Source organism: Gorillibacterium sp. CAU 1737 (assembly GCF_039888655.1).
Lineage (GTDB): Bacteria > Bacillota > Bacilli > Paenibacillales > NBRC-103111 > Gorillibacterium.
In genome coordinates this window covers 410,188-436,992 of sequence record NZ_JBDQQO010000003.1, presented here as the reverse complement: position 1 = coordinate 436,992, position 26,805 = coordinate 410,188, and the positions used below count along the sequence as shown (strand labels likewise).

The 26,805-nt window shown below is 57.8% G+C and carries 27 protein-coding genes; 10 read left to right on the top strand and 17 right to left on the bottom strand.

Annotated features, from left to right (window positions below; genetic code table 11):
• Positions 1-57: 57 nt before the first annotated feature.
• Both AAFN83_RS09385 and AAFN83_RS09380 read left to right on the top strand, forming a co-directional pair.
• The gene (locus tag AAFN83_RS09385; RefSeq protein ID WP_347768726.1) at positions 58-1,812 is read left to right on the top strand and encodes an ABC transporter ATP-binding protein; all 1,755 of its coding nucleotides are present in this window, start codon (positions 58-60) and stop codon (positions 1,810-1,812) included.
• Positions 1,809-3,614, top strand: coding sequence for an ABC transporter ATP-binding protein (locus tag AAFN83_RS09380; RefSeq protein WP_347768725.1), 1,806 nt, complete (start codon positions 1,809-1,811; stop codon positions 3,612-3,614). Before AAFN83_RS09385 ends, AAFN83_RS09380 begins: the two co-directional genes overlap by 4 nt.
• 169 nt (positions 3,615-3,783) lie before the next feature.
• Here the strand turns inward: AAFN83_RS09380 and AAFN83_RS09375 are convergent, their stop codons facing one another.
• Complete coding sequence (locus AAFN83_RS09375; protein ID WP_347768724.1) at positions 3,784-4,116, bottom strand: SemiSWEET family sugar transporter; 333 nt, start codon at positions 4,114-4,116, stop codon at positions 3,784-3,786.
• Positions 4,117-4,308: 192 nt separating this feature from the next.
• On the opposite strand from AAFN83_RS09375, the gene AAFN83_RS09370 reads away from it, so the two are divergent.
• Positions 4,309-4,635, top strand: a complete 327-nt coding sequence (locus tag AAFN83_RS09370) for a hypothetical protein (RefSeq protein WP_347768723.1) — start codon at positions 4,309-4,311, stop codon at positions 4,633-4,635.
• A 92-nt stretch (positions 4,636-4,727) separates the two neighbouring features.
• Here AAFN83_RS09370 and AAFN83_RS09365 read toward each other — a convergent pair whose 3' ends face one another.
• The gene (locus AAFN83_RS09365) at positions 4,728-5,651 is read right to left on the bottom strand and encodes a serine hydrolase domain-containing protein (RefSeq protein ID WP_347768722.1); all 924 of its coding nucleotides are present in this window, start codon (positions 5,649-5,651) and stop codon (positions 4,728-4,730) included.
• Positions 5,652-6,243: 592 nt separating this feature from the next.
• Positions 6,244-7,599, bottom strand: coding sequence for a glucose-6-phosphate isomerase (locus AAFN83_RS09355; protein WP_347768721.1), 1,356 nt, complete (start codon positions 7,597-7,599; stop codon positions 6,244-6,246).
• A gap of 339 nt (positions 7,600-7,938) precedes the next feature.
• Here AAFN83_RS09355 and AAFN83_RS09350 point away from each other — a divergent pair, with 339 nt between their 5' ends.
• Positions 7,939-9,240 carry an NAD(P)-binding domain-containing protein gene (locus AAFN83_RS09350; RefSeq protein ID WP_347768720.1) on the top strand — a complete coding sequence of 434 codons (1,302 nt, stop codon included), beginning with the start codon at positions 7,939-7,941 and terminating at the stop codon, positions 9,238-9,240.
• 175 nt (positions 9,241-9,415) lie between these two features.
• On the opposite strand, the gene tkt is transcribed toward AAFN83_RS09350, so the two are convergent.
• The 7 genes from tkt to AAFN83_RS09315 all read right to left on the bottom strand — a co-directional run bounded on the left by tkt (position 9,416) and on the right by AAFN83_RS09315 (position 15,354).
• Positions 9,416-11,437 carry a transketolase gene (gene tkt / locus AAFN83_RS09345; protein WP_347768719.1) on the bottom strand — a complete coding sequence of 674 codons (2,022 nt, stop codon included), beginning with the start codon at positions 11,435-11,437 and terminating at the stop codon, positions 9,416-9,418.
• Positions 11,438-11,519: 82 nt separating this feature from the next.
• Positions 11,520-12,647: a deoxyribonuclease IV gene (locus AAFN83_RS09340; protein ID WP_347768718.1), complete on the bottom strand. Its 1,128-nt coding sequence runs from the start codon at positions 12,645-12,647 to the stop codon at positions 11,520-11,522.
• A gap of 171 nt (positions 12,648-12,818) precedes the next feature.
• Entirely contained in the window at positions 12,819-13,274 is a 456-nt protein-coding gene (locus AAFN83_RS09335; protein WP_347768717.1) for a type II toxin-antitoxin system VapC family toxin, read from the bottom strand.
• Positions 13,271-13,588: a hypothetical protein gene (locus AAFN83_RS09330; protein ID WP_347768716.1), complete on the bottom strand. Its 318-nt coding sequence runs from the start codon at positions 13,586-13,588 to the stop codon at positions 13,271-13,273. The genes AAFN83_RS09335 and AAFN83_RS09330 overlap by 4 nt, the downstream gene beginning before the upstream one ends.
• 116 nt (positions 13,589-13,704) lie before the next feature.
• On the bottom strand, positions 13,705-14,172 hold the full coding sequence (locus AAFN83_RS09325) for a hypothetical protein (RefSeq protein WP_347768715.1): 468 nt from the start codon (positions 14,170-14,172) through the stop codon (positions 13,705-13,707).
• Positions 14,173-14,402: 230 nt separating this feature from the next.
• Positions 14,403-14,957 (bottom strand): signal peptidase I, encoded by a 555-nt coding sequence (gene lepB, locus AAFN83_RS09320; protein ID WP_347768714.1) that lies wholly within the window; start codon positions 14,955-14,957, stop codon positions 14,403-14,405.
• A 115-nt stretch (positions 14,958-15,072) separates the two neighbouring features.
• A complete protein-coding gene (locus AAFN83_RS09315) occupies positions 15,073-15,354 on the bottom strand; it encodes an alpha/beta-type small acid-soluble spore protein (RefSeq protein WP_347768713.1) in 282 nt (93 codons plus the stop codon).
• 179 nt (positions 15,355-15,533) lie between these two features.
• Between AAFN83_RS09315 and add the strand changes: the two genes are divergently transcribed.
• Positions 15,534-16,595, top strand: coding sequence for an adenosine deaminase (add, locus tag AAFN83_RS09310; RefSeq protein ID WP_347768712.1), 1,062 nt, complete (start codon positions 15,534-15,536; stop codon positions 16,593-16,595).
• A 160-nt stretch (positions 16,596-16,755) separates the two neighbouring features.
• On the top strand, positions 16,756-17,901 hold the full coding sequence (locus AAFN83_RS09305; RefSeq protein WP_347768711.1) for a zinc-dependent alcohol dehydrogenase: 1,146 nt from the start codon (positions 16,756-16,758) through the stop codon (positions 17,899-17,901).
• Positions 17,902-17,972: 71 nt separating this feature from the next.
• Here AAFN83_RS09305 and AAFN83_RS09300 read toward each other — a convergent pair whose 3' ends face one another.
• The 7 genes from AAFN83_RS09300 to AAFN83_RS09270 all read right to left on the bottom strand — a co-directional run bounded on the left by AAFN83_RS09300 (position 17,973) and on the right by AAFN83_RS09270 (position 23,685).
• Positions 17,973-18,143 carry a hypothetical protein gene (locus AAFN83_RS09300; RefSeq protein WP_347768710.1) on the bottom strand — a complete coding sequence of 57 codons (171 nt, stop codon included), beginning with the start codon at positions 18,141-18,143 and terminating at the stop codon, positions 17,973-17,975.
• Between the two features lie 30 nt (positions 18,144-18,173).
• Complete coding sequence (locus tag AAFN83_RS09295; protein ID WP_347768709.1) at positions 18,174-19,115, bottom strand: alpha/beta fold hydrolase; 942 nt, start codon at positions 19,113-19,115, stop codon at positions 18,174-18,176.
• Positions 19,112-19,747 carry a TetR/AcrR family transcriptional regulator gene (locus AAFN83_RS09290; protein WP_347768708.1) on the bottom strand — a complete coding sequence of 212 codons (636 nt, stop codon included), beginning with the start codon at positions 19,745-19,747 and terminating at the stop codon, positions 19,112-19,114. The genes AAFN83_RS09295 and AAFN83_RS09290 overlap by 4 nt, the downstream gene beginning before the upstream one ends.
• A gap of 99 nt (positions 19,748-19,846) precedes the next feature.
• Positions 19,847-20,515: a 4Fe-4S double cluster binding domain-containing protein gene (locus AAFN83_RS09285; RefSeq protein ID WP_347768707.1), complete on the bottom strand. Its 669-nt coding sequence runs from the start codon at positions 20,513-20,515 to the stop codon at positions 19,847-19,849.
• A gap of 276 nt (positions 20,516-20,791) precedes the next feature.
• Positions 20,792-21,025, bottom strand: coding sequence for a ferredoxin (locus AAFN83_RS09280; RefSeq protein ID WP_347768706.1), 234 nt, complete (start codon positions 21,023-21,025; stop codon positions 20,792-20,794).
• Between the two features lie 145 nt (positions 21,026-21,170).
• Entirely contained in the window at positions 21,171-22,814 is a 1,644-nt protein-coding gene (gene hcp, locus AAFN83_RS09275; protein WP_347768810.1) for a hydroxylamine reductase, read from the bottom strand.
• Between the two features lie 37 nt (positions 22,815-22,851).
• Positions 22,852-23,685, bottom strand: a complete 834-nt coding sequence (locus tag AAFN83_RS09270; protein ID WP_347768705.1) for an ATP-binding protein — start codon at positions 23,683-23,685, stop codon at positions 22,852-22,854.
• A gap of 117 nt (positions 23,686-23,802) precedes the next feature.
• Here AAFN83_RS09270 and AAFN83_RS09265 point away from each other — a divergent pair, with 117 nt between their 5' ends.
• From AAFN83_RS09265 to pdxK, 4 genes are all read left to right on the top strand, one after another.
• Positions 23,803-24,498: a Crp/Fnr family transcriptional regulator gene (locus AAFN83_RS09265; protein ID WP_347768704.1), complete on the top strand. Its 696-nt coding sequence runs from the start codon at positions 23,803-23,805 to the stop codon at positions 24,496-24,498.
• Between the two features lie 56 nt (positions 24,499-24,554).
• Positions 24,555-25,262 carry a Crp/Fnr family transcriptional regulator gene (locus AAFN83_RS09260; RefSeq protein WP_347768703.1) on the top strand — a complete coding sequence of 236 codons (708 nt, stop codon included), beginning with the start codon at positions 24,555-24,557 and terminating at the stop codon, positions 25,260-25,262.
• 58 nt (positions 25,263-25,320) lie between these two features.
• The gene (locus tag AAFN83_RS09255) at positions 25,321-25,800 is read left to right on the top strand and encodes a GAF domain-containing protein (RefSeq protein WP_347768702.1); all 480 of its coding nucleotides are present in this window, start codon (positions 25,321-25,323) and stop codon (positions 25,798-25,800) included.
• 176 nt (positions 25,801-25,976) lie between these two features.
• Positions 25,977-26,792: a pyridoxine/pyridoxal/pyridoxamine kinase gene (gene pdxK / locus AAFN83_RS09250; RefSeq protein WP_347768701.1), complete on the top strand. Its 816-nt coding sequence runs from the start codon at positions 25,977-25,979 to the stop codon at positions 26,790-26,792.
• Positions 26,793-26,805 lie beyond the last annotated feature (13 nt).

The window sequence follows — 26,805 nt, the reverse complement described above, 5'->3', positions numbered from 1 at the left end:
ATGTGTTCTTATGATGTTCGACTGCAGCTGACACTGCCGAGACGAAAGGTTGGACTTATGAAACCCGCGAAAATCCCTTTAACCCGCTATGCGAAGCTTTTGTCCGGGTACCTGCTGCCCCAATGGAAGAGCGTTGTTGTGCTCTACAGTCTCTTGATGGTTTCCATCGGCATGCAGCTCATCAACCCGCAGATCGTCCGCTATTTCATCGATTCGGCCCAAGCCAAAGCGGAGGTTCGGGACCTCTATTACGCCGGAGCCCTGTTCATCGGGGTATCGCTCCTCTATCAGCTCATCCTGCTCGTCACCACCTACCTGAGTGAAAATGTCGGTTGGAAGGCTACCAATCAGCTGCGTGCTGATGTGGCGGAGCATTGCCTGCGCCTCGACCCCGGCTTCCACAAATCCCACTCCTCCGGCATGCTTATTGAACGCGTCGACGGGGACATCAACGCCCTTTCGAACTTCTTCTCCAAGCTGTCGGTCATGCTCCTGTCTAATCTGGCGCTCGTAGTTGGCATCCTCGTGCTGCTCTTCCGCGAGGGCTGGCAGATCGGGCTCGTCATGACGATCTTCGTCGGCAGCGCCATCAAGACGCTGCAATACATCCGCCGCTTCACCGCCCCGCTCTGGACGAAGGTGCGCGCCATCAGCGCTGAATTCTACGGCTTCCTCGGGGAGCACCTGGAGGGCACCGAGGATGCGCGTGCGAACGGAGCCGCCGGCTTTGTCATGAACCGGTTCTACGGCATCATGCGCCGCTGGCTGCCTCTTCGCTTCAAGGCCTTCCTGGGCTTCGCCTCCATGTGGATCTCCTCGCTCACCCTGTTCGCCCTCGGCAGCGCTATGGCATTTGCGGTCAGCAGCTATCTCTACCGGCATGGGGCGATCACGCTCGGGACTGTATACATGATCATCTATTACACCGAACAATTGTCTCGACCTATTGAGCAGATCCGCACCCAGATGGAAGACCTCCAGAAGGCGGATGCCAGCATCACCCGGATCGGCGAGCTGCTCGCAACGGAGTCTGCCATTCAGGACGGAGAGGGAGCACCACCCGCCCCCGGTCCCTCTACGATTCGCTTTGACCATGTCGTCTTCGGCTACGAAGACCACCTCGTCACGCTGAAGGACCTCGACTTCACGCTGGAAAAGGGCAAAACCCTCGGCGTGCTCGGACGCACCGGCAGCGGCAAAACGACGCTTGCCCGCCTGCTTTTGCGCTTCCATGATCCCCGGGAAGGGGCCGTCACGCTCGATGGCCGCAACCTGAAGGAGTTTCGGGTAGAAGACCTGCGCCGCCACGTCGGCATGGTCACCCAGCAGATCGAGCTGTTCCAGGGAACCGTGCGGGATAACCTCACCTTCTACAACCCCGACATTCCAGATTCGGACATAACGGAGATTCTTGGGGAGCTGGGGCTGGACGATTGGCTCGCGTCGCTCCCGGAGGGCTTGGATTCCCCGCTTGCGTCAAACGGCGGAGGATTGTCCGCCGGAGAAGCCCAGCTGCTCGCCTTCGCCCGCGTCTTCTTGAGCGATCCGGGCATCGTCATTCTCGACGAGGCATCCTCGAAGCTTGATCCCGTCACGGAGCAAAAGATCGTTCAAGCGACCGACCGCCTCGTCCGGGAGCGTACCTGCATCATCATCGCCCACCGGCTTGCCACCGTGCGCCGTGTCGACGAGATTCTTATCCTGGAGGACGGCGTTCTGCTGGAGCATGGGCCGCGCCAAAGGCTGGCCGATGATCCCGGCTCCCGCTTCCATCACATTCTGAGCACCGGATGGGAGGAGGAATCCGCATGAGTACCTTTTCGTTTCTGTGGCGGCTGTTCCGATACCGCCCTTTCTTATACCTGGCAAATCTGTTCGCCTGGACGATGGTCTACCTGACCCCGGTCCTGCCCGGCATCGTCACCAAAATGTTCTTCGATGCACTGACCGAGGGAGATACGTACCGCTTCGGTATCCCGGCCATCATCGCGCTCATGGTCGGCGCTTCGCTGTCCCGCTGTCTCTTCATCGCGCTCGGCTTCGTCACGGACGTTCACTTCCGCTTCCGCATCGGCGCCCTGCTCCGGCATAACCTGCTGCGCCATATCCTGAAGGAGCCGGGGGCGAAGGCCATCCCGGTCTCGCCGGGAGAAGCGATCAGCACGTTCCGTGACGACGGCGATCATGTCGAGGAAGCGATCAGCTGGTCCGTCGACGCCTTCGGCATGATCGTCTTCGCGGCCGTGGCCGGCAGCATCCTGCTCCGCATCAACGCCGAGCTGACGCTGTGGGTGTTCCTGCCGCTCGTGGTCGTCGTCACCATCGCCCAGCTCGCCACGACGCTCCTGCAAAAGTACCGCGCGGCAAGTCGAGAAGCGACGAGTCAGGTTACAGGAGCAATCAGCGAGATGTTCAACTCGGTGCAGGCCATCCAGGTGGCGGGCGCCGAGGAACGCGTCATCGGCCGCTTCCGCCAGCTTGGGGAAGAGCGCCGCAAGTCCGTGTTGAAGGACAAGATTTTGACGCAGCTGCTCGACTCGATCTTCTCGAACACCGTCAACCTGGGCACCGGCCTCGTGCTCATTCTCGCCGCCGGCGAGATGCGCACCGGAGACTTCACGGTCGGCGATTTCGCCTTGTTCGTCTATTACCTGACCTTCGTCACCCAGTTCATCCAAAACTTCGGCAAGTTCATCGCCGACTTCAAGCAGTGCTCGGTCTCGAAGGACCGTCTCCTCGGCCTGCTCCAGGACGCGCCGGCCGAACGGCTTACCGACTCGCACCCGCTTTACCTGGGCAAGGAGCTGCCTCCCGAGATTCCTACGCCGATGCTGCGTCCGGAGGACCGCCTGGAGGAGCTGGCGGTGGAGGGACTCACCTACCACTATCCGGGCAGCGACCGCGGCATCTCCGACATCCGGCTCACGATGCCGCGCCACTCCTTCACCGTCGTCACCGGCCGTATCGGCAGCGGCAAGACGACGCTCGTCCGCGCCCTGCTCGGCCTCCTGCCGAAGCAGGACGGCGACATCCGCTGGAACGGCGAAGCCCTCGCCGATCCCGGCTCCTTCTTCACCCCGCCGCGCTCGGCTTACACGCCGCAGTCTCCGCGGCTGTACAGCGACTCGCTGGCGGACAACATCCTGCTCGGGCAGAAGGCAACACCCGAGGAGCTTGCAACCGCCATCCGCTCCGCCGTCATGGAGCGGGATGTCGCCGCCCTTGCCGAAGGGCTCGACACCCGCATCGGCCCGCGCGGTGTGAAGCTGTCCGGCGGCCAGGCGCAGCGCACCGCGGCCGCGCGGATGTTCGTCCGCGACCCGGAGCTATTCGTCTTCGACGACCTGTCGAGTGCGCTCGACGTCGAGACGGAGCAGCTCCTGTGGGAGCGGCTGTTTGAGCGGCGGCAGGCGACGTGCCTCGTCGTCTCGCATCGCCCGGCCGTCCTCTCCCGCGCGGATCGCATCGTGCTGTTGAAGGACGGGCGGATCGAAGCCGAGGGCACGCTCGAGGAGTTGCTCGCCACGAGCGAGGAGATGCGGCAGCTGTGGGATCAGGAGAGCCGCGAGGGAACAGGCGGAGCGAAAGCCAAGGCAACCCGCGAACCCGAGTGAAGAAAAGAAAAAGCCAAGCCTCTCACGCTAGGGGATCAGTCCCCGCACTTTGCGTGATGAAGGCTTGGCTTTTTCTTTCTTGATCTGCTATGGGAACCAAAAGAGCGAATCCTGGCGGAGCCTGAAGGCAACGGCTGGCATATCAGACTAACGACACGAATGACACTTTTCAGTGAATGCCTTCATCCTTCTCCTTTTCCACGTCCCTATCCTTGTCCTGGTTCGGATCTCTCGACGTATGACGATAACGAAAGATCAACATCAGGATGAACACAATCAAGGCCAGCGACAAGCTGTTCGTGATCAGAAAAGCAAGACCCACCCCATCCGCCGCCAGATGAACGGCGTACACCTCCATGAGTCCAATACCCACGAACAACATCCAAAACGTCCGTTGGTTCAAATCCCGAATCGATTTCGTCTTGATGATTTGGATAATTTGAGGAACCCAGCCAATCGATAGAATGATCCCCCCGACCAATTGAAACACCGAATAGATCATGATTTCATCCCCCTCTCCTGAGCCTATTCATTCCCGTTCGCTTGAATACCGACCTGCAGGAGCTTGAGGGAAAATGGTAGGAGGAGCCTTCGCCGCTGCACATTTTTGTGGAGTTTTTTGACAAACCCATTGCATTTCCGTTAATACCTAGTATAATACTCGGTATAAACTCGCTATATGGGGGCGACACCTATGCCGAACCACTATGAACAAGCATGGATTAATGACCATCTTGATTTATATAATTATGCCGGCCGAATCGGAGATCGGGAATGGCAGGCTGATTTGAAGCAGCGCTTCCTCACTCGGGAAGAGCATCTCTCCACCATCACGGTTGAGGTCCTGCGTCAGGACCTGTGGAGGATCTTCGACCAAATCAACGTGAAGATGCTGGAGCTGTTCGGGGAGCTTCGGGCTGAGCCGGATCAGGAACGGGAAGCCGAGCTTCGAGACAAAGTGTGGGAACTGAAGAGCATGCGCATCGAGATCGTACGAAAGATTAAGTCTCTTCAACCCTGATCATGTAAAGGAAGCCAAGACTCGCGCGAATGCGGAGGCTTGGCTTTTTGTGTTCGAAATGGCTCTGTGCGACGACATGAATCTTGGGCTGCTCAAAGCTTATCCACGAGGGTCTCCCAGGTAAGCTCCAAAACCCCGGTCATGTTTACGGGCTCTTGGGATGCATAGGCAATCACCGCGTCCTTGTCGGGAAGCATCACGACGTACTGCCCGAACATCCCATCCATCCGATAGGAATTTGGATAAGCATTGCGCCACAGCTGATAGCCGTACCCCTGCTTATGATCGGCCGTAGCAAAAGGCTCGTTAAAAGTAGACGTATCGATTTGAGCTCTGGTCGCTCTTGCGAGGTAATCTTCCGGGATCAGCGGCTTGTCTTTCCAGATTCCGTTGTTCAGTAACAGTTGACCCAAGAGGGACAGGTCATGCGCCGTCAGATGAAGTCCGTTGCATCCAAAGGTGATTCCAGCCGGGTCCGCTTCCCAGTAGGGATCGGCGATTCCGAGCGGCTTGTATAGCCGGGGCTGCAAATACTCGTTGAGGCTGACTCCCGTTGACAGGGTAATCAGCTTCGAGAGCATATAGGTCGCCGCATTGTTGTAGACAAAGCGAGTTCCCGGCTCGAAGACGACGGGTTCATCAAAAAACAGCTTGCCGATGTTATCAAAGGGGCCGTTTTCCCCAATGACCTTCGCCATCGGGCATTTGGCCTGCCCGGTTCCCATGCACAGGAGATCGTGAACGGTCATCTTCTGCAGATACTCCGTCTGCTCCAGCCCCTCCGGAGCAAATAGATCGACGATCTTGTCCGTCAGGCGAAATCGTCCCTCCCCTGCCGCTATCCCGATCGCCATCGAAGTAAAGGTTTTACTGACCGACCACAAAAGCCTGGGCTTCGGCTCTTCAAAATGATGCTCCGCCAGCACGTCCCCCTTTTGCCGGATCACCACACTGAGTACCTTGAGGTTTTGGCTATGTACGGAATTCACCAGGTCGTCCAAAATCGATGATTTCACGTTCGTTTCCCTTCTTTCCATTCCATACAAGATATCGATAAGAATACAGTAGCACAGTTTCGCTGCTTGGTGGCGGACGGTTTGGGTTTAACCATTTTCTCTTTGAATGAGGATTGCAGCGAACGCACAAAAAGGCTCCGCCTAGACAGAGGAGCACCTTTCCAACTGTTGGCGGAGCTTGGTATACCCAGATCGGCTGAATCGTCCGAGGAGACACCTCAAACCTCTCTGCCGGTTGCTTGGCCGTTACCTTTCCCCGGTTGAGCAGATAGATGGTCAAGCCCAGAAGCCGATCCTGCTTCATCGCACGCTCCTCCTCTCCCTCTCCTGAATTGTAATTCGGAGCTGGAATCTGGAATGAATCCGGATGAGAATCCTAGAGTCCTGAATGATGCCCAGCCAAATCAAAAAGCCCGCGGGCGGCAAAACGCATGGTTGCCGATCCGCGGGCTTTCTCACACCGACGCTGGATGAGCGTCGGGTTTCAACTAGAGAGACTGTGACGAGATAAGTACCGTTCATTTGCTGACAAAATTCTCAGAATCGTGGAGCTTTTGTCAGCAAGAACGGATCCTACTCTCCTCGCAGCTCCTTATTGGTTCAGGCGAGCTTCCAGCTCAGCCTTTTCCTTCTCAAAGCCCGGCTTGCCGAGCAGGGCGAACATGTTCTTCTTGTACGCTTCTACGCCCGGTTGGTCGAACGGGTTCACGCCGAGCAGGTAGCCGCTGATGCCGCAAGCCTTCTCGAAGAAGTAAACCATGTAGCCGAAGGTGTAAGGAGTCATGTCCGGAATCGTCACGATCAGGTTGGGCACTCCGCCGTCCGTGTGGGCCAGCATCGTTCCTTGGAACGCCTTCTTGTTGACGAAATCCATCGTCTTGCCGGCCAGGAAGTTCAGGCCGTCCAGGTTGTCGGCGTCCACGCCGATCTCGATTTCCTCCGGGACCTTCTCCACTTGAATGACGGTCTCAAACAGGGTGCGGTTGCCTTCCTGAATGAATTGGCCCATGGAGTGAAGGTCGGTCGAGAAGTCGACGGAGGCCGGGTAGATGCCCTTGTAATCCTTGCCTTCGCTTTCGCCGAAGAGCTGCTTCCACCATTCCGAAACGAAATGAAGCGACGGCTCGTAGTTGACGAGGATTTCCGTCGTCTTGCCCTTGCGGTACAGAGCGTTGCGGACTGCTGCATATTGATAGCTCGGGTTCTCGGACAGGTTCGGGTTGGCAAAATCCATCATTGAGTCCGATGCTCCGCGCATCATGTCCTCGATATTGATTCCAGCCGTAGCGATCGGCAGAAGGCCGACAGCGGTGAGGACGGAGTAGCGGCCGCCTACGTCATCCGGAATGACGAAGGTTTCGTAGCCTTCCTCGTCGGCCAGCTTCTTCAGGGCGCCGCGCGCCTTATCGGTGGTGGCGTAGATGCGGCTCTTCGCGCCGTCCTTGCCGTATTTCTTCTCCAGCAGCTCGCGGAAAATGCGGAAGGCAATCGCCGGCTCGGTCGTCGTACCCGATTTGGAGATGACATTCACGGAGAAATCCTTGCCTTCGAGCAGTTGGATCAGGTGAGCGGTGTAGGTGGAGCTGATGCTGTTCCCCACAAAGAAGATTTGCGGCGTCTTGCGAACGCCGGCGTCTTGCAGGTTGTAGAAGCTGTTGGTCAGCATTTCGATGGCCGCGCGAGCCCCGAGGTACGAGCCGCCGATGCCGATGACCACCAGCACTTCGGAATCGGATTGAATCTTTTCAGCCGCCTTCTTGATGCGAGCGAATTCTTCCTTGTCATAGGACAGCGGGAGGTTGATCCAGCCGAGATAGTCGCTGCCGGCACCTGTGCCGTTGTGGAGCTGCTCATGAGCGACGCGTACCGCGCCTTCCAGGTAGTCGATCTCATGTTGACCGATGAAGCTGAGTGCCTTCGTGTAATCGAATTGCAATTTGTTTGCCATGCGTAAATCCTCCTAAGCTATATAAGTTCGGAATCGTCAGCGTGAACGAAAGCTTGTTTGGTTTGATCAAGAAGCGGGCATTGCCGTACCCAAACGGAACCTGGCCCTCTCGGCCGCAAGCTCCCGGATCGCGGCGAATCCGTAGGCGGAACAAGGAAAAACAGAGGTTCCCTTCCGCAGATAGACTACACTTAAGAATACTTTTAAAAGGGGGGAATTGCAAGAGCAAGGGACCGATTTTCGAGCAAATTTTGCACGGGTGCAAAACGGCTTTTCAGCAGCTTTTTCGACAGCAGTCTGCCGCGAATCGGCGCGTTTGCAATCAAGTGGCGGAATGATATGATGAAAAAAAGGACGGTGTTCAGATTGAAGGAAAAACGTGTTGGTTTTATCGGTCTCGGTACGATGGGACATCCCATGGCCCGGAACCTGCTCGAGGCCGGCTACCCTCTAACGGTATACAATCGAACCGCCAGCAAAGCAGATGATCTCGTCCAAGCCGGAGCCAAGCGCGCCGCCACTCCCGCCGAAGCGGCGCAGGCGGCTGACGTGCTCTTCACCAACGTCAGCCAGGACGCCGATCTCCTGGAGGTGCTGTTCGGGGGAAGCGGCATTCTGGAAGGCGTACATAATGGGCTGACGGTCATCGACTGCAGCACCGTCGCCCCCAAAACGAGCCGCCTGGCCGCCAAGGAGCTGGCCGTGCGCGGCGCGCGCTTCCTCGACGCCCCCGTCACCGGGAGCAAGCCTGCCGCCGAGAGCGGGAGCCTCGTGTTCATGGTCGGCGGCCTGAAGGCCGTCATGGAGGAGCACCGCGATCTGTTCGAGGTACTTGGCTCGAAGCTGCTTCACATGGGCGAGAATGGCTCCGGCTCGTATGCGAAGCTGGCCCATAACCTCATCGTCGGCATCAACTCCGCCGCCCTCGCGGAAGGAATGGCCTTCGCCGCAAAAGCGGGGCTCGACCTAAATCACTTCCTCGAGATCGTCCAAGCCGGAGGCGCCGCCAGCAAGCAGGCCGACCTCAAGGGACGCAAGATCATCGAAGGAAACTTCGATGTGCAGTTCTCCCTCCAGCTCATGCTGAAGGACCTGCTGCTTGCCATGCGGGAGACGGCAACCTTCCAGCTTCCGTCCCCGATGCTGAACAACGCCGCCTCCCTCTACCAAATGGGACTCGCCAAGGGGAACGGCCCACTCGACCTCTCTTCGGTGGTCCAATGTTATGAGGATTGGACCGGCGAACCTGTCGGCAAGGGAACCACTTCCTCCGAGGACGCATACTCGGGCCGCGACCGGCGCAAGGCCGAGCGGGTCAACCTTGAGATCGCGCTCCAGATCTCGATTTACCAATGGCAGCTCGAAGGCGCCTTCTCCGGCCAAACCATCGAGGCTACCCTGCAGGATTTGTCCGGTGACGGCCTGCAAGTCGTGACCGAGTACCCGCTTGCCCAAGACATGTTCGTGGTGGTGCACTTCCCGCAGGAAGCCGAGCTTCCCCCTATCACCGCCAGAATCATCCGCGTGGAGAAGGATGAGGCCTCCGGCCAATTCCGCTACGGCTGCATGATGTCCGGTCTCGCGCCGGTGCTTCGCGTACGCCTCGTGGAGTACATCGATGGAATCCTGCACGGGCGATAAGCCACTTTCGGGCTCTGCCCTCTAGCCCCTCAGAAACCTTAAATTAGCGCTACAATCACCAGCCTTACAAGTAAAGAAACGCCTCCATTCCCTTCATCGGGAGCGGAGGCGTTTATTGTGTTGGTGGTGGTTCGAACTTAGCAGGCAACCTTATGGTACTTAACTCGGCTTCGACTTAGCTCAGAACGCCCTTCACCTTGGCGATGACGTTCTCGACAGTGAAGCCGAATTCCTTCAGGACTACACCAGCCGGAGCGGAAGCGCCGAAGTGATCGATCGTCACCGAGTCGCCGTCCAGGCCAAGGTACTTGTGCCAGCCGAACGAGGAAGCCATTTCGACCCCGACACGAGCGCGCACGTCCGGAAGGATGACGGAATCGCGGTATTCCTTCGGTTGCTTGTCGAACAGCTCCATGCTCGGCATGCTGATAACGCGCACGGCGATACCTTCTTCTGCCAGCTTCTTCTGTGCTTCCACAGCAAGAGCCACTTCAGAGCCCGTCGCGATGAGTTGAGCGACCGGCTTGCCGTTCGGAGCATCGGAGAGGACGTAGGCGCCGCGGCGCAGCCCTTCCGCTGCCTTCTCCGCCGTTCCTTCGAGGTTCGGCAGCGCTTGACGCGTGAACACGAGCACGATCGGGCCGCCTTGGTTCGAAGCGGCGTAAGCCCACGCCTGGCTCACTTCGTTGGCATCGGCCGGACGAAGCACGGTGAGGTTCGGGATCGAGCGAAGGCCGGCGAGCTGCTCGATCGGCTCGTGCGTCGGGCCGTCTTCACCGACGGCGATGCTGTCGTGCGTGAACAGGTAGATCGCCGGGATGTTCATGATCGCACCGAGGCGAATTGCCGGCTTCATATAATCGGAGAAGACGAAGAACGTGCCGGAGAAGGCCTTCACTCCGCCGTGCAGCGTCATGCCGTTCACCGCAGCGCCCATGGCGAACTCGCGAACGCCGAAGAAGATGTTGCGGCCGCTGTAATCGGTCGCATTCATGCGGCCCGATCCCTTGATGCCCGTCTTCGTAGACGTCTCCAGGTCAGCCGATCCGCCGATCAGCATCGGGTAGTTCTTGGCGATGGCATTGAGCGCGGTCTCCGAAGAGGCGCGAGAAGCCACAGCCTTGTCAGCCGGGGAATAAACCGGCAGCTCCGAGTCCCAGCCCTCCGGCAATTCGCCGGCAATGGCAAGCTTCAGCTGAGCGGCAAGCTCCGGATGGGCTTCGCCGTATGCATCAAGCAGCTTCGTCCATTCGCCTTCGGCCTGAATACCGCGGTTCTTAACGGACGCGAACAGGTCCTTCACTTCTACCGGAATGTAGAAGTTCTCTTGACCCGGCCATTCATAGAACTGCTTGGTCAGCAGCGCTTCGTCTGCGCCGAGCGGTGCGCCGTGCGCACCATGCTCGCCGCCCTTGCCGGACTTGTTCGGGCTGCCGTAGCCGATGACCGTCTTCACTTCGATCAGAGACGGACGGTAGTCAGCACGCGCTTCCGCGATGGCTTGATGGATCGCCGCAAGGTCGTTGCCGTCTGCGACACGGGTTACATGCCAGCCGTAGCCGTCGAACCGCTTTGCCACATCCTCGGAGAAGGACATGTTCAACTCGCCGTCGAGCGAGATGTCGTTGGAATCATACAGAACGACCAGCTTGCCAAGCTTCAGGTGGCCGGCGAGCGAGGCAGCTTCGCTGCTGATGCCCTCCATCAGATCGCCATCGCCGCAGATGGCATAGGTATAATGGTCGACTACACGGAAGCCTTCCTTGTTATAAGTATCGGCGAGGTGTTCTTCGGCCATGGCCATCCCGACGGCCATCGCAAAGCCTTGTCCGAGCGGACCGGTGGTGGCGTCAACGCCAGCCGTGTGACCATACTCCGGATGTCCCGGGGTCAGGCTGCCCCATTGACGGAAGTTTTGCAGTTCCTCAAGCGGAAGATCATAGCCCGTCAGGTGAAGCAGGCTGTACAGAAGCATGGAACCGTGACCGGCGGAAAGCACGAAGCGGTCGCGGTTGAACCAGGTAGGGTTGGCCGGATTGTGCTGCATGAATTTCGTCCACAGCTCGTATGCCATCGGGGCAGAGCCCATCGGCATGCCGGGGTGTCCGGAGTTGGCCTTGTTGATCGAATCGATCGCGAGGGTACGGATCGTGTTGACGGCCAGTTTCTCCAGAAGGTTGTTCGTTGTAAGCGCCATTGAAATCGCTACCTCCTGTGTCTTAGTTCATTCATTGTACCATGTCTATCAGACGAATACTATCGTCCTTTTTGAGGCGCTTTCACGCCAAAGAAAGCGCATCTTCACCGGCAAAAAAGCCGATTAGCCGGAAGTTGATGTCCTGTTCCTCCAGGTCCGGAAATACCTTTTCTTCGAGGATGATATCATACAGACGATCCATCGGCTCGCGCTTGTCCGCCTTCTTCGCTTTGGGATCCGTACGAAGCAGCTCCCAGGTTGATTCAATGAAGTTGCGGCGATCGATCTCGCGGCCGGCGAAGAAGCGGGTCAGCTTGGCGACATCCTCCACATACCCTTCCCCAAATCGTTGTTCCGCATCTCCTCGGAGAAGGGCGATCTCGGCTTCATACATCGGGCTCGATGTCTTGTCGCTTTTGCCGATCCAAGGCGTCTCCAGGATGAAGGGCAGATGCTTCAGCTTCTCGTGCTGAACGACCTTCTGGATGGTGCGGAAGCCCAGATATCCCGCTCCGATCGGAGCGTGGCGATCCTTGCTCGCGCCTCGGGGATTCTTGCTGTCGTTCAAGTGGATGACGGCGAGCCGGTCCAGGCCGATGATGCGATCAAACTGCTCGATCACCCCGTCGAGATCATTCACGAGGTCATAACCGGCATCATGGGTGTGGCAGGTGTCCAAGCAGATGGTAAGCCGGTCGTTCCGCTCCACGCCCTCAATGATGAGCGCCAGCTCCTCGAAGCTGCGGCCGAGCTCGGAGCCTTTGCCCGCCATCGTCTCGAGCGCAATGTTCACGTCGGTCTCCCGAATGCCGTCCAGCACCTCGTTCAAGCCTTCTGCGATTCTCTTCAATCCGTACTCCGCATCCTTGTCTGTAAAAGCACCGGGATGGAGCACAATATTTCGCACGCCCATGAAATGCGTACGGCGAATCTCCGTCTGGAGAAAGTCCACGGCAAGCTGGTAGGTAGGTTCCTTGTACGAGCCAAGGTTGATGATATACGGAGCATGGACCACGATATCCGCGAGTCCTTTTTCCTCCATAAGAGCCTTCCCTTCGGGCACGTAAAACTCCTCGATTGCCTTGCGCCTCGTGTTCTGGGGGGCTCCCGTATACAGCATGAAGGTGCTGGCGCCATAGGAGGTCGCTTCCCGAGCGGCCGTGAGCAAGCCTTTGTCCGATGTCGAAACGTGGGATCCGATCTTGAGCATAAGTCGAGGGCCATCCTTTCTGCAGACGTTCTGCTCCCATTGTACTTGTCTTAGCCGGAGTTTTCCACCAGAGAAGAACGCGGGCTTTCATTCTTTCATAAAAAAAGGACCCTCCCCCCTGCCAGCAGGAGAGAAGGCCGTCACTTTGCATGATTACGGATAAAGTTTCCTTCAGCGAGAAGGAATCAGCCGAAGACCCGGCTGCAGCTCCACAAGGGATTCATAATGGCGGTTAAAGCTAAAGACACGGCGAATCTGATAAGCAAGCACGACCACCGCATTCACGGCCTCTCCAAACGAAAATCCAAATTGCGGACATCCGTTCAACAGATTGTTGGCCTCCTGCTCCAGCTGCTCGTTGCCCGAGATCAGCGAAAGCTTGCCGCGGCTCATGGCCTCTTCCATCACATCGAGAAACGTCTCGGCCGGGCTTTCTCCAAAATGATTGCGGAGCCATTCATGCGTCTCGAACACGATATAGCTCGTCGAAACAAAGTCTCGTTCCAGGTCATCCAGGTCCGCAAAGAGCTCGCGAGCCCGTTCATGCTTCTCGTCATTCGGGTCCATGAAAGCCCTCAGGGCCGTCTCATCCAAAAAAATGGCATTCTGATAGCTGTTGTCCTTCATGATGAAAACCTCCGGGTTTTGTCGCTCTGACGACGGGCGATGCCATCCAGGGCTAGCAGCGGATTTTCTTGCTTGCGAGCCTCTTCGATCACGACCCTCGGGCCGCTGCCCGTTCTCCCCAGGAAAGCTCGAACCGCATGGTCCGCAAGGGCCTCCACGGTCGTTCCCTGTTCTTCCGCCATAGTCTGAAGCTGATCATATACCCGTGGCTCCAAAAGGACTTCCGTCCCCTCCACATCCTCGCGCTTGTCCGACAGGAAGTGGGAAGCGGAGTCTTTGATCTTGCCGAAGTACTCCTTGAACTTGTTTTCCACTTGAGTTCCATCCTGTTCCGATTGTAGAGTAGTCCCAGTTGTTGACGCGGGGCTCGTCCCCATGATACCGGGAATCGGAAGAGGAGGCAACCTGCCCCACTCCGAACCTCCGAGGCTTACGCCTCGGCGGAGTAGGGAGGAAAGCTCTTGGATTCCGCGGGAATCCACTTAATCAGATGGCGCTCAATGCGAGCGTGGACTGGATGAGAAAGCGTCGGAATGGACAGCACCGACTTTGAACTAAGGCGCGACGGAGGAAAGCTGAGCTCACGGTAAACGGGATGATCCCCCGTCCAATCGTCTCCCCCGAGGCCGGATAGAAGCAGCTCCAAACGACCGAAAGCCCGGAACATGCGGCTGTAATCGGAGGGAACGGCATGGAGCCACTGAACGTCTTTTACCTTGCGAACCTGGAAGCCGTAGGAAGCGCCGTCCGTATCGTGCAGCTGGATGAACGACAAACGCGTATTGCGTTCGTTCAGCTCTTTGTCCGCTGCGGACAACGCTTGGGATTTGCGGAGACAAGTGACGGGAATAGACAAGTACAATTCCATAAGCGCGGCTGCCGGTTCCTGAAATGCCATGAGGATCCTTCCTTTCTCCTGAAGATGCCATTTTGAAAAACACGCTCTCTATATCTATGGAGGGAATTGATTCCTTAGACTATGGCCAAGTCAATTCTTTGAAATCATCTCGGGAAAGCGTTATCAAAGAGTGGAGAAATAGAAGGCAGTCTCTAAACACTTGTCGAATGGACCGAAGGCCCGTGTGCAAACACGCACTTAAGCGCGTCCATTATGCTGCTCTATGATGTCTACAACTTCTTACCCATGATATGTCCGATTGGAACGACCCCGATCGCGCGGCTATCCTTGCTGTGATTGCGATTGTCGCCCATGACGTAGATGTAGCCTTCCGGAACTGTGATTGTCTGCCCTTGCGAGGAGGTGGCCATCTGTTCCTTCAGATAGGGCTCATTCAGTTCGATTCCGTTACGGTAGACGTGATGATCACGAATTTCAATCACATCCCCCGCCTTACCCACGACCCGTTTGACCCAGAAGACATCGCTGCTTCCACTCCCGGCTATCCATTGAAACAACGGATAATCCGACAGATCGTCAAGCAAGCTCCGCTTGCGTTCGATTCGGCTGTCGATGACGACGATATCCCCGTAAGCCGGCTCTTCTCCCAGAGATCGCGTCCATTTGGCGATCAGGATCCGGCTGTGGTCCTTTAAGGTTGGCTCCATGGAATGCCCGAGAACCCGAGTCGGCTGAAGAACGAACGTGCTAATCAACAGACTGAGAAAAAAGGCAATTCCAATGGACCAAGCCCAGCTTCGAATGCGGTGAATCCATACGGTCATCCCTGCACACTCCCAACCTTGCGAATTTCTGAAATAGTAGAATATTCCAACTTCTTCCTAATTCATTATAACGCAACCCGTTCGGAATGACGAATGAAACCGGCGTGGGACGAGATCATTCTCGCTTGACCAAGTGCTCCTTCGCCATGCGGACCAGCTCTCGGACCATCGCGCCGCCAATGGGTCCACCTACTCGACCGGCCTCCTCCGTGGTGAGGCCGCCGTTTCTTCCCGGTTGAAGCGGAATGCCCCGATCATCCGCCACTTCATACTTCACGTCATCGGGACGCTTCCGGTCTACGGTATACCCTTGCTCCGCCATAACCTGTGCTTTCAAAAGGGACAAAGCTTGCTCGGAATCCGGTACGAGCGGCCTTCTGCGGCTTCTGCGACTCATTCTCCTCTTCCTCTCGTGTGGGTTTCCTTTAGCGTTCGCCTCCTCTCGTGCTTTATTCTTCAAAAAAGGGAAGGAAGGATTGCTCAATCTCACTGATATGTAATATTATATAACACAAATAACAATTCAGTGAAGCTTGCGTCATTTAATCTAACACAACTTTTACAGGAGGGATCACGATGAGCCGGATCATGAATTTGCCTGAGGAGACCGCGGCATCGATTCAGCGGATGCCCAAGGTCGAGCTGCATATGCACCTGGATGGCAGCCTCCGTCCCGAGACGGTGATGGAGCTCGCCCATGAGCAGGGTATCCCTCTGCCGGCTCCCAGCAGCCGGGAGCTGCTTCCTTATATGCAGGTGGACGGCAGGTGCACCAGCCTGACCGAATACTTGAGCAAGTTCGCATTCACCACCTTGTTCCTGCAGACCGGTCCCTCTCTGGAACGCGCTGCCTTTGAAGCGGTGGAGCAAGCGGCTCTTGAGGGCTGCAAGTATGCAGAGGTTCGATTCGCACCGCAGCTTCATCGGGACCGAGGGCTCAGCTGCGAGGAAGCCGTCCATTCCGTCGTTGCCGGATTGAAACGCGCAGAGAAAGCCACGGGCTGCCGAGCGAATGCGATCGTCATCTGCATGCGGCATCATGCCGTCTCCCTCAACAAAGAGGCCATTGAAGCAGCCGCTCTCTATTATGGACGCGGAGTAGCAGCCGTCGATCTCGCCGGCGACGAGGCCGGGTTTCCCGCCTCCCTATTCCGCGAGGTCTTCCTGCTCGCCCATCGCAAGGGAATGCCCGTCACCATTCACGCCGGGGAAGCGGCCGGACCCGACAATATCTATGCGGCGGTGACCAAGCTCGGCGCTTCCCGCGTCGGCCACGGGGTCCGGCTGAAGGAGGACCCGGCCATCCGCGAGCTGATTCGCCGCCGTCACGTCCCGCTGGAGATGTGTCCGGTCAGCAACATTCAAACAAAGGCGGTCCCCGACTGGACGGCTTATCCAATCCGCGAGTATTTTGAGTCGGACATTCCCGTAACGGTCAATACCGACAACCCGGGTGTCTCCGGCACGAGCTTATCCCGCGAATATGGCATCCTGGCGGAAAAGTTCCGGTTTACCCGCCCGGAGCTGTCCCAGCTCGTGTTGAATGCGGCCGATGCCGCCTTCCTTCCCGATTCGGAAAAAAGCGCGCTCAAGGCTGAGCTTCGCCGGGGACTGGAAGAATGGCAGCGATTCGCCTAACCATCTTGGGATGGACTCCCGTCCGTCAGTCAGAGTCCCTCTGTTATGAGAGAAGCAGGTCCCCCGTGTTGCTCACGGCGGGAGTCTGCTTCTTTTTTTGCCTGATTTGGTGAATTTCCGAATTATCGCGCAGACTAACCTCCAGAAAGGAGCTGAATAGATGAAAGCCGTCACTTATCAAGGGATGAAGCGTGTTCAGGTGCGAGAGGTCGAGGATGCGACCCTCGTGAAGCCGGACGACATCCTGGTTCAGATCACGACGACCGCCATATGCGGATCGGATCTGCATCTGCTTAACGGCGAGATCCCCAATCTCCCTCACGGATTCGTCATCGGCCATGAGCCGATGGGCATCGTCATCGAAACCGGGCCGGAGGTCACCCGCGTCAAAAAGGGGGACCGCGTCATCATTCCCTTTAACGTCTCCTGCGGCGAGTGCTGGTACTGCAAGCATCAGCTGGAGAGCCAATGCGACAACTCCAATCCCTTTCTGGACGGTCAGACCGGAGGGTATTTCGGGTATTCCGAGACCTTCGGCGGCTACTATGGAGGGCAAGCCGAGCTGCTCCGCGTTCCCTACGGAAACTTTGTCCCGTTCCCTGTTCCCGAGGAAGACGAGCTGGAGGATGAGCACATCCTGTTTCTGTCCGATATCCTGCCAACCGCTTATTGGAGCGTTGAAAACGGAGGCGTCAAAAAAGGGGATACCGTCATCATTCTCGGAGCCGGCCCCGTCGGGCAGCTTGCCCAGAAATTTGCTTGGCAAAAAGGAGCCAAGCGTGTGATCGCCGTGGATCATATCGAATACAGGCTTGCGCATTCCCGCAGGGAAAACCGTGTGGAGACGTACAACTTCAAGGAACTGGGGGAGCGGCTGGAGGGAGAGCTGCTGGAGACAACCGGAGGCGGCGCGGATGTGGTCATCGATTGCGTAGGACTGGATTCGGAGAAGACCTTCGCGGAGAAGGCTCAGACCCTGCTGAAGCTTCAGGGCGGAGGGCTGGGTGCCTTCCGAACTGCGGCCAAGGTGGTCCGCAAGGGCGGGACCATTCAGGTGACCGGGGTCTACGGCCTGAACTACAATGCCTTCCCGTTCGGCGATCTGTTCAGCCGGAACATCAATGTTCGGACGGGGCAAGCTCCCGTCATCCATTACATGCCCGAGCTGTATCGACAGTTGAAGGAAGGAATCATCGATCCCCGCCACATCATCACCCATCGTCTTTCGCTTGCCGAAGCCGAACGCGGGTATGAAGTCTTCAATGAGAAGAAGGAGGACTGTATCAAGGTGATCCTAAAGCCTTAGAAATGGCAAAGAAGCAGGACAGGAGGGCCAGGGCTCCCTCTTTTCCTGCTTCATTCCGGCGGGGGCGGGCGTCAGCCCTCGGAAGGATCAAGCTCTGGCACCGCCTGACAGTCACGGCAAATCCAATGGTTGCCGAGAAGACCCTTGCCCGTGTACTTGCGGCAATTGCTGCAGGTGACTGCATCCTGCCCGCGCTCGCCCCGTCTGCGTGTTCCCATGCGGGTGTCCCCTTTCCAATCCATCTCCTCTTCCCCCGTCCACTTGCTGCACGACTACTGACTTTCTGCATGTTCTGTATTCTCAGTATGCCCCAACAGATCGGATGCCAGTCCAGGCACAGCACCCTTCATCAACCACTCGCGCATAAGGGTATTGACGACTTCATGCTGCTCATGATTGACACTATGGCCCGCCCCTTCAATGACCTGATAGCGAAGCTCTGCACGTTCCAGACTCGCCAGCGCCTTGGGATAGTGACTGAGTGGGTCTTTTGAGCCCATGATGAAAGAAGCTTTTTGGCGGAGAATGGCTACATTTTCCTCCGTGTTCAGGGGGAGGTAAGGATGGCTCATCATCGAGCGGGGGTTGAAGTGCTTTAGCAATAGCCCCCAATGACGCATCAGGTCCTCATTCTCCTCAAAGACAGCGGTGTTGGTTCCGCACATCTTGTGCAAGAGCCTCCGGGTGCTGGACTCTCCGGGAAACAGAGCCTCCGGCAAAAACAACCGCAGCATTCGAAGCAGACTGCGTTCCAGGCCGCCCGCCATACACACGGCCCGATCCGCTCGAGACGGCCTTTTTGCTGTATAAAGCGCTGCCAGATAAGCCCCGTTGGACACCCCCGCCACATGGAACCGGTGGAGCCCGAGAGCATCGGCCAGCTCGTCGATCCAAGCCACATCGTTCATCTTTTGAAAGTAAAGGTCGTTCGGGATGCTCTTGCCCGGGCCGCCCAGTGTATCGACTGCGATCAGACGGAAATCCTTCGCCAGACCTCGGGCATTGAACACCCACATCAGAGCGGAATTGTCCCCTACCCCATGAAACAGTAGAAGCGGAGGATGTGCCGGGTCTCCCGCAAGCAGCACGTGGGTGGTTCCGAAGGAAGTCGGAAGATCCCGTTCCTCGATGGGAACCCCCCACTGCTCAAGCAGGCGGTCGTAGGAGGTCCAGACCTTGTCTCTCCCCTCCTCGCTGCGAAAAACAGTCGTCATGCCCCTTCCCCCTTCCCCGTCAAAAAGCGGAGGATCACCGAAGGAGCCGGAAACGGAAGGCGCTCCCCGTATTGAATGCGAGTGATGGCCAGGCCTAGCACCACCGAAAAATAAGTGATCGCAAGCATCAAAGGATCATCATGGATAAATTCCCCCGCCTCTTGGCCTTCCCGGATGAGCCGAACCAACTGCTCGACCGGATTGCCGGCTGTCTCCTGAAGAATGCGGCGGGCGTCCGCCGGGATGGCATCGGGAGAGGCCGCTTGAATGAGAACCAGCCGCCAATGATTCAAAGCGAGGCTGTCCGGCGAGAGAAATGCCTCCGTTAAGGCCGTAAGCCTCTCCTGAGGACTCCCTTCTCCTTCGAAAGCACACCGAACGGCATCCTCGGAGCCGGCACCTGCGATCTCCACCAGCTTCGTGAACAGCTCATCCTTCGATTTGTAATAGCGATAGATATAGCCTTGGCTAAAGCCCGCCTGCTCCGCAATGTCGCTGATCTTGGCTGCAGCGAGTCCCTTGCGGGAGAAGACCGCGAGCGCGTTAAGCAAGATCGTACGCCTCGCTGCTTCCGGCAGTGCCTCTTCAAAATGGTGAGCAAATCGCGCCTTGAGCTCCTCTGCTCGTATCATGATACCCCTCCTGTGAATGAACGTTCATTCACATTATAAATCGACCCTAGTCCGCTGACAAGCCGACAGGTCGTTCCATTCTCTCTTCTTTGGAGGTCTCTAGGATAGAGCCGAACGGCGCTTGCCCCAGGGGCAGGCGAGCAGGCATAGGCCGCATTCCGATTTGCGTCCATGCGTCGCCAGCATCTCGCTCCGGTACGCATTGCACGCGTGATAATCGAGCAGTTTCTCTCGGCGGGTATACGGCTTCCACTCTTCTCCATAGATGAACCCCCAAGGACAAGCCTCTGCACAGGCTCGGCATTTGCCGCAGGAGCTGACAGTGGTCGGCTCTCCCGTCTTTAGGGCGGGGGCTATGAAGAGGGCGCCCAGCCGAACGCGGGGACCGAATTTCTTGGTGACGAGCAGGCTGTTTCGCCCGATCCAGCCGAGTCCGGCTTGTACGGCTCCGTGCTTGAAGGAATATGGAGCAATCAGCGACAACTCATCCTTTTGGGCTACCGGAGGAGCCCAACAGGCGATTCCTTCCTTCTCCAAAGCCTCGGCCAGCCGTTCGATTCTCTCCTTCATGCTTCCACGCAGCCCGTGCATCAGCTCGTAGTAATCCTCTTCGTCATTCGGGTCCAGGACGGAGCGGCCGTAGCCTTCGGCTATGATGATTGCGGTCTTGTAGGTATCCGCGTACGGAGTTCCTTCCAAATCCGCCGCTCCCCACAGGATACGCTCCCCACTTAGAAGGGAATCGATTCGTTCTACTAGCTTTTCCATGGTTCTCTCCCCCGTCTTTATATATAAGTTGAACACATGAAGTGGCAGAGAAGCACGGAGAGAAAGGTTGAAGCCGGAGGAGCGCAGCGTTCGCCTTTGTTTTTCAATTTCATTCCTCTAAATATACAATCAAGAAATTGAAAAACAACAGCGACCGGAGGTTCGACCTCTTCTCGCAGTGCAATTCTCTTCAGACTCTCTAGTTCAACTTCTATATAGAAAAAAGGCCGCACCCGCTTATGGGAGCAGCCCTTCGGACTGAATTCCATTCTTCCATTAGTTGAACGGTGCGTCTTGAACCTTGATGCACTCGGTCGGGCAAGAATCGATTGCTTCTTGCAGTTCTTCTTGCAGGTTTTCCGGGATCGCGGTTACGCCCTTGTTGTTATCTCCTTCAAAGATAACCTCTGCAAGGCCTTCGCCGTCATATTCGAAGATTTCGGGAGCTGCAGACCCGCAGGAACCGCAAGCGATGCATTCTCCTTTATCGACCACGCTGTACGTTGCCATGGATGAATTCCTCCTCCCTGTTCGTAATGCCCCTCTTCCACCAAAGTAAACGATTCCTCTGGTAAAAGTCCGTGACAATTTTAACAAAGAAGGGATATTTTTCGGACGAACTTCTCTTTTGGGCAGACGCCTTGCCCATCCCCTGTCAGACAGCCAGGAATTGCTCCATGTCTTGATCGACGGTCGTGATTCCCCCGATGCCGAATGTGTCGATCAGCACCTTCGCGACATTCGGTGAGAGGAAGGCCGGAAGAGTCGGGCCGAGGTGAATGTTCTTCACGCCGAGATGAAGGAGAGCGAGCAGAACAATGACCGCCTTTTGCTCGTACCAGGCAATGTTGTAGGTGATGGGAAGGTCGTTGATATCATCGAGTCCAAAGGCTTCCTTGAGCTTCAATGCGATGACGGCAAGCGAGTAGGAATCGTTGCATTGCCCGGCGTCTAGCACGCGGGGAATGCCCCCAATCTCACCCAGGCCCAGCTTGTTGTACTTGTACTTCGCACAGCCTGCCGTCAGGATGACCGTATCCTCCGGAAGTGCGAGCGCAAAATCACGGTAATAGCCGCGGCTCTTCATGCGGCCGTCGCAGCCCGCCATGACGAAGAAGCGCTTAATCGCACCGGCTTTCACGGCATCGATCACCTGATCGGCAACCCCCAGCACCGTGGCGTGGGCGAAGCCGTTTACGAGTTCGCCGGTCTCCAGCTCCACCGGAGGCAAGCTGGCCTTGGCGCGTTCGATCACGGCGGTGAAATCCTTGGCTTCCCCTTCCGCTGCCGCGGGGATGTGCGGAACGCCGGGATATCCGGCATGGCCGGTCGTGAAGATCCGATCCCGGTAGCTGTCCTTCACGGGGACGATGCAGTTAGTCGTCATCAGGATCGCGCCGCGGAAGCTTTCAAACTCTTCCGCCTGCTGCCACCAGGCGTTGCCGTAGTTGCCTACGAAGTGCTCGTATTTCTTAAAGGCCGGATAGGCGTGAGCGGGAAGCATCTCGCTGTGGGTGTAAATATCAATGCCCGTTCCTTCGGTCTGCTTGAGCAGCTCCTCCAGGTCCTTCAGGTCGTGACCGCTCACCAGAATGCCCGGCCGGGTGCCGACGCCGAGGTTGACGCGCGTCACTTCCGGCTGGCCGTAAGCGGCGGTGTTCGCGCCGTCGAGCAGCGCCATCGCCGTGACGCCGTGGCGGCCGCATTCCAGCACAAGCGCCACGAGCTCATCGGCACCGAGGCTGTCATCCAGCGCAGCCGCGAGTCCCTTGGCGAGGAAAGCGTTTACCTCTTCATGGAAATGGCCGAGGTGAGCCGCATGCTCGGCGTAAGCCGCCATGCCCTTCAGCCCGTAGGTAAGCAGCTCGCGCAGTGACCGGATGTCCTCGTTCTCGGTGGCGAGAACGCCTACCGTGCGAGCCTTCGCCGCGAGCTCCGCCTCCGATACGGCCGTCCAGGTCGCGGCATCGTGCCCGGCAAGCGGAACGTCCACGCCGCGCGCAGCCAATTGCTGCTTCAGCTCGTCACGACAAGCAAGCCCGTCGCGGATCTTCTCGGCGAATACCGCATCGTCAAAGTTGGCGTTCGTGATCGTCGCGAACAGATCGCCGCGAATGCGCGCATCCGCCGCCCGTACATCCAGCCCCTGCTCCCTGGCCGCATCGGCGAAGAGCGCGATCCCCTTCAGCACATACATCGTCAGATCCTGCAGAGCTGCCGTTTCCCCTGTCTTGCCGCAAACCCCTTGCACCGTACAGCCGGTTCCCTTTGCTGCTTCCTGGCACTGATAGCAAAACATCTCGCTCAACCGCTTCTCCTCCTTTAAATGGCTGCTTCTATACGAGCTGACCTTCCAGGCTGATCGTCACTTCCCGATAGGGAACGATCGTCTGGGAGGCGAGCATCGCTTGCTTCACCGCCTGCACGATTCCGCCGCAGCAGGGCACAACCATGCGCACCACGGTGATACTGCGGATGTCGTGCAGCCGGAGAATCTCGGTTAGCTTATCGGCGTAGTGGGCAACATCGTCGAGCTTCGGGCAGCCGATCAAGGTGATGTGGTTCTTGATGAAGTCCCGGTGAAAATCCCCGTAGGCAAAGGCGGTGCAGTCCGCCGCTACGAGCAGATTCGCCCCGTCGAAGTAGGAATTGGCCGGATTCACCAGATGAAGCTGAATCGGCCACTGCCTCAGCTCGGACGGACGCGCTTCATCCACCTCGACTCGGGCGCCGGGGGCAACCCTTGCCTTATCGACGGCAGGGGCTGCCGCGCTGCTCTTCGTCGGTGCGGCAGATTCCTCGCGCCGGAACAGCTGTGCCATGCTGCCCGGGCAGCCGCCATGGCCGTGTCCATGCCCGTGCGCATGGGCATGCGCGTGACCGGCATGCGTGTGGCCCGCATGGCCGTGCGCTCCGTTCGCTGCCGCTCGACGCTCAGCCATCCGCTGCTGAACCGCCTCGTCGTCATACTCTTCTGCCTCGCGCTCAATCATCTCAATAGCGCCCGTCGGACACTCCGGCAGGCAGTCGCCAAAGCCGTCACAATAGCTGTCGCTGACGAGCTTCGCCACTCCGTTCACGAGCTCGATCGCTCCTTCGTGACAGGCATCCACACAAAGACCGCAGCCGTTGCACAACTCTTCATGAATGGTAATAATTTTTCGGATCACAGCGGAACCCTCCGTTCTTTCCTTGCACTCTTTACAGCCTACTTTGATTGTAGTAGACTGACCTCAACCTATCGGTAACCGATGTTACCGATCCGAAAAAAATCACCGGAGGCCTTCATGATTCCGAACCCCGTAACCTTGAAGTCCTGCCTGTTTTTTCGCGGCAAAACGACGGAGGAAATTCGCGCGCTCACCGGGCGGATCTCCTATCAGGTCCGCTCCTGGAAGAGGAACGATCTGATCGTCTCAGAGGGCGAGCCGGCAACTCGCGTCGGCATTGTCCTGGAAGGACAGGTTGAGGTCCAGAAGCTGTATCCGACCGGCCGGAGCATGACGCTTGCGAGCCTGCGGCCCGGACAAACCTTCGGAGAAGCGGTGCTGTTCGGCCGTGCCGCCGTCTTCCCCGCCACGGTCATCGCCGGAGAAGCGTGCTCGGTGATGTTCATCGGCAAGGGGCAACTGCTGCAGCTGTTTGCAGAAGATCCCAGTATCCTTGGCTGCTACATGGAGAACATGTCCGAACGGCTGCTTCTGCTCAACCGGAAGATCGAAGTGCTCTCGCTGGGCAGCCTGCGGCAGCGCATCGCCTGCGATCTTCTGAAGCATGCGGATGAGCAGTCTTCCGCGCAGTTCACGATTCCATATACCAAGAAAGTCTGGGCAGAGCATCTGAATGCCGCCCGTCCCTCGCTGTCCCGCGAGCTCGGTCTCCTGCGCGATAAGGGCTTGATCGCTTTTGTTGGCAACATCTTCACCCTGACCGACCGGAAGGGGCTGGAGGAGCTTTTGCTGGAGCGTGTCGCAAACCCATGAACCGGCTTGCGCGCTCTGGATGAATAAGCCCGCCTGATCCATGAAAGGAGCATCTAATGTCCGACCTTGTTGCCGCCTTATCCCGCGTTCCGCTGTTTCGCGAGCTGAGCCCGGAGGAGCTCGAACGCCTGGAGCGCATCTCCTCCCTGCGCAGCTACGGCAGGAAAACCGCCGTATTCCACGAAGGAACGGAGCGGGAGACGGTGTACTTCGTTCTTCGCGGCCTCGTCAAGACGTACAAGACCGACGAAGAGGGACACGAGCAGATCATGAACATTCTGAAAACCGGTGATTTGTTTCCGCAGACCGGATTTTTTGACAGCGCACCGTATCCGTCGACGGCGGAAGCGATCGTCGATACACGTCTTCTGTCCATCCCGGTTCACACGTTCGAGCAGCTGATCCTTACGGTTCCCGCCATCTCCATCAAGCTGATGCGCGTCATGAGCGGACGCATCATCGACCTGCAGCAGCGGCTGCACGACTTCGCCGGGCACGATGCCGCCGAGCGAGTCGTGCTGTACCTGATCAAGCTGGCCCTCGACTATGGCCGACCGGATAACACAACGGAGGTTCCCTCGGTTCGCATCCCGATTCCACTCACGAACCAGGAGCTGGCGAGCGCCGTCGGCACGACGCGGGAGACGGTAAACCGCCTGGTCAGCATGCTCCGCAAGGAGGGCCTCATCGATTCCGACCGCTCCGGCTATACCATCTTTGACAAAGAGAAGCTGCTGCATCGGATTCGCAAGGACGAACACTAAATTCCGCTCGCCAGTATCGGAATAATCGGATACTATAGAGAGCAAAAGGAGGGGTGGCATGTTTCAAAAAGTAGACTATGCCTTAAGCCGTCAAGACGGTTATCGCCTCGTTCAGGAGCAGCTGCGTCACCTCATTCAGGACGAACCGGACGCCATCGCCAACTTGGCCAACGCCTCCGCTCTGCTCGGGCAATTTTTGCAGGACATCAATTGGGTGGGCTTCTATCTGCTGAAAGGCAATGAGCTCGTGCTCGGGCCGTTCCAGGGCTTGCCGGCCTGTGTGCGCATCCCGGTCGGCCGAGGCGTTTGCGGCACCGCCGCCCGCGACCGTGCAACCGTCCTTGTGGAGGACGTTCACGCCTTCCCCGGACACATCGCCTGCGATGCCGCCTCCAACGCGGAGATCGTTGTTCCGCTTCTGAAGAACGGAGAGCTGCTCGGGGTGCTCGACATCGACAGCCCCAGGCACGGCCGCTTCGACGAGATCGATCAGGCAGAGCTGGAGAAGTTCTGCGCCGTTCTGGTTGAAGGCCTGTAAACCCGGATAAGCTGATGAATGACCAGACCGTAACAAGCCGCTTTCTTCTATCGTCAGGGATTCCGTGAGGCGGATCGCTGACTGTCATATCGCCAGAAGCGCCCGATTCTCGGACTAGTACGCTGCTGGCAGGACCGCATGCTGCGGCCTTCAACCTTATTAAGGAGTTGAGTGTCATGAGTGTCCCTAAAGTATTGACGATCGCCGGTTCGGACACGAGCGGCGGTGCCGGCATTCAAGCCGACCTGAAAACCTTCCAGGAGAAGGATGTGTACGGCATGACCGTGCTTACGGTCATCGTGACGATGGATCCGCACAACAACTGGTCTCACGGCGTGTTCCCCGTTCCGCTGCCGGTTGTTGAAGAGCAGCTCAAGACCGTGCTGGACGGCGTCGGTCTCGACGCACTGAAGACAGGGATGCTCGGCTCCATCGAGCTGATCGAGCTCGTCGCTGCCGAGATCAAGAAGCGCGACCTGAAGCGCATCGTCATCGACCCGGTTCTCGTGTGCAAGGGCACCGATGAGGTGCTGCACCCGGAGACGGCCGTCGGCCTGCGCGAGCTGCTCGTGCCCCTCGCCGATGTCGTGACGCCGAATCTGTTCGAAGCCGCCCAACTGGCGGAACGCGCTCCGATTCGCACCGTGGAAGACATGCAGGACGCCGCCGTTCGCATCTTCGATCGCGGAGCGAAGCACGTCCTGATCAAGGGCGGCGCCAAGCTTGACCACCCGAAGGCCGTCGATCTTCTCTATGACGGCAAGACCTTCGAATGGTTCGAGACCGAGCGCATTTCGACGCCGTACACCCACGGCGCCGGCTGCACCTTCTCCGCCGCCGTTACGGCCGAGCTGGCCAAGGGCAAGGACGTCAAAGAAGCGACGCGCCTCGCGAAAGCCTTCATCACCGCCGCCATCGGCGCCGGCTTCCCGCTCAACCAGTTCGTCGGCCCGACCCGCCATTCGGCAGCCCGGAACAGCGTGCTGGCCTAACTCCTGCACAGCT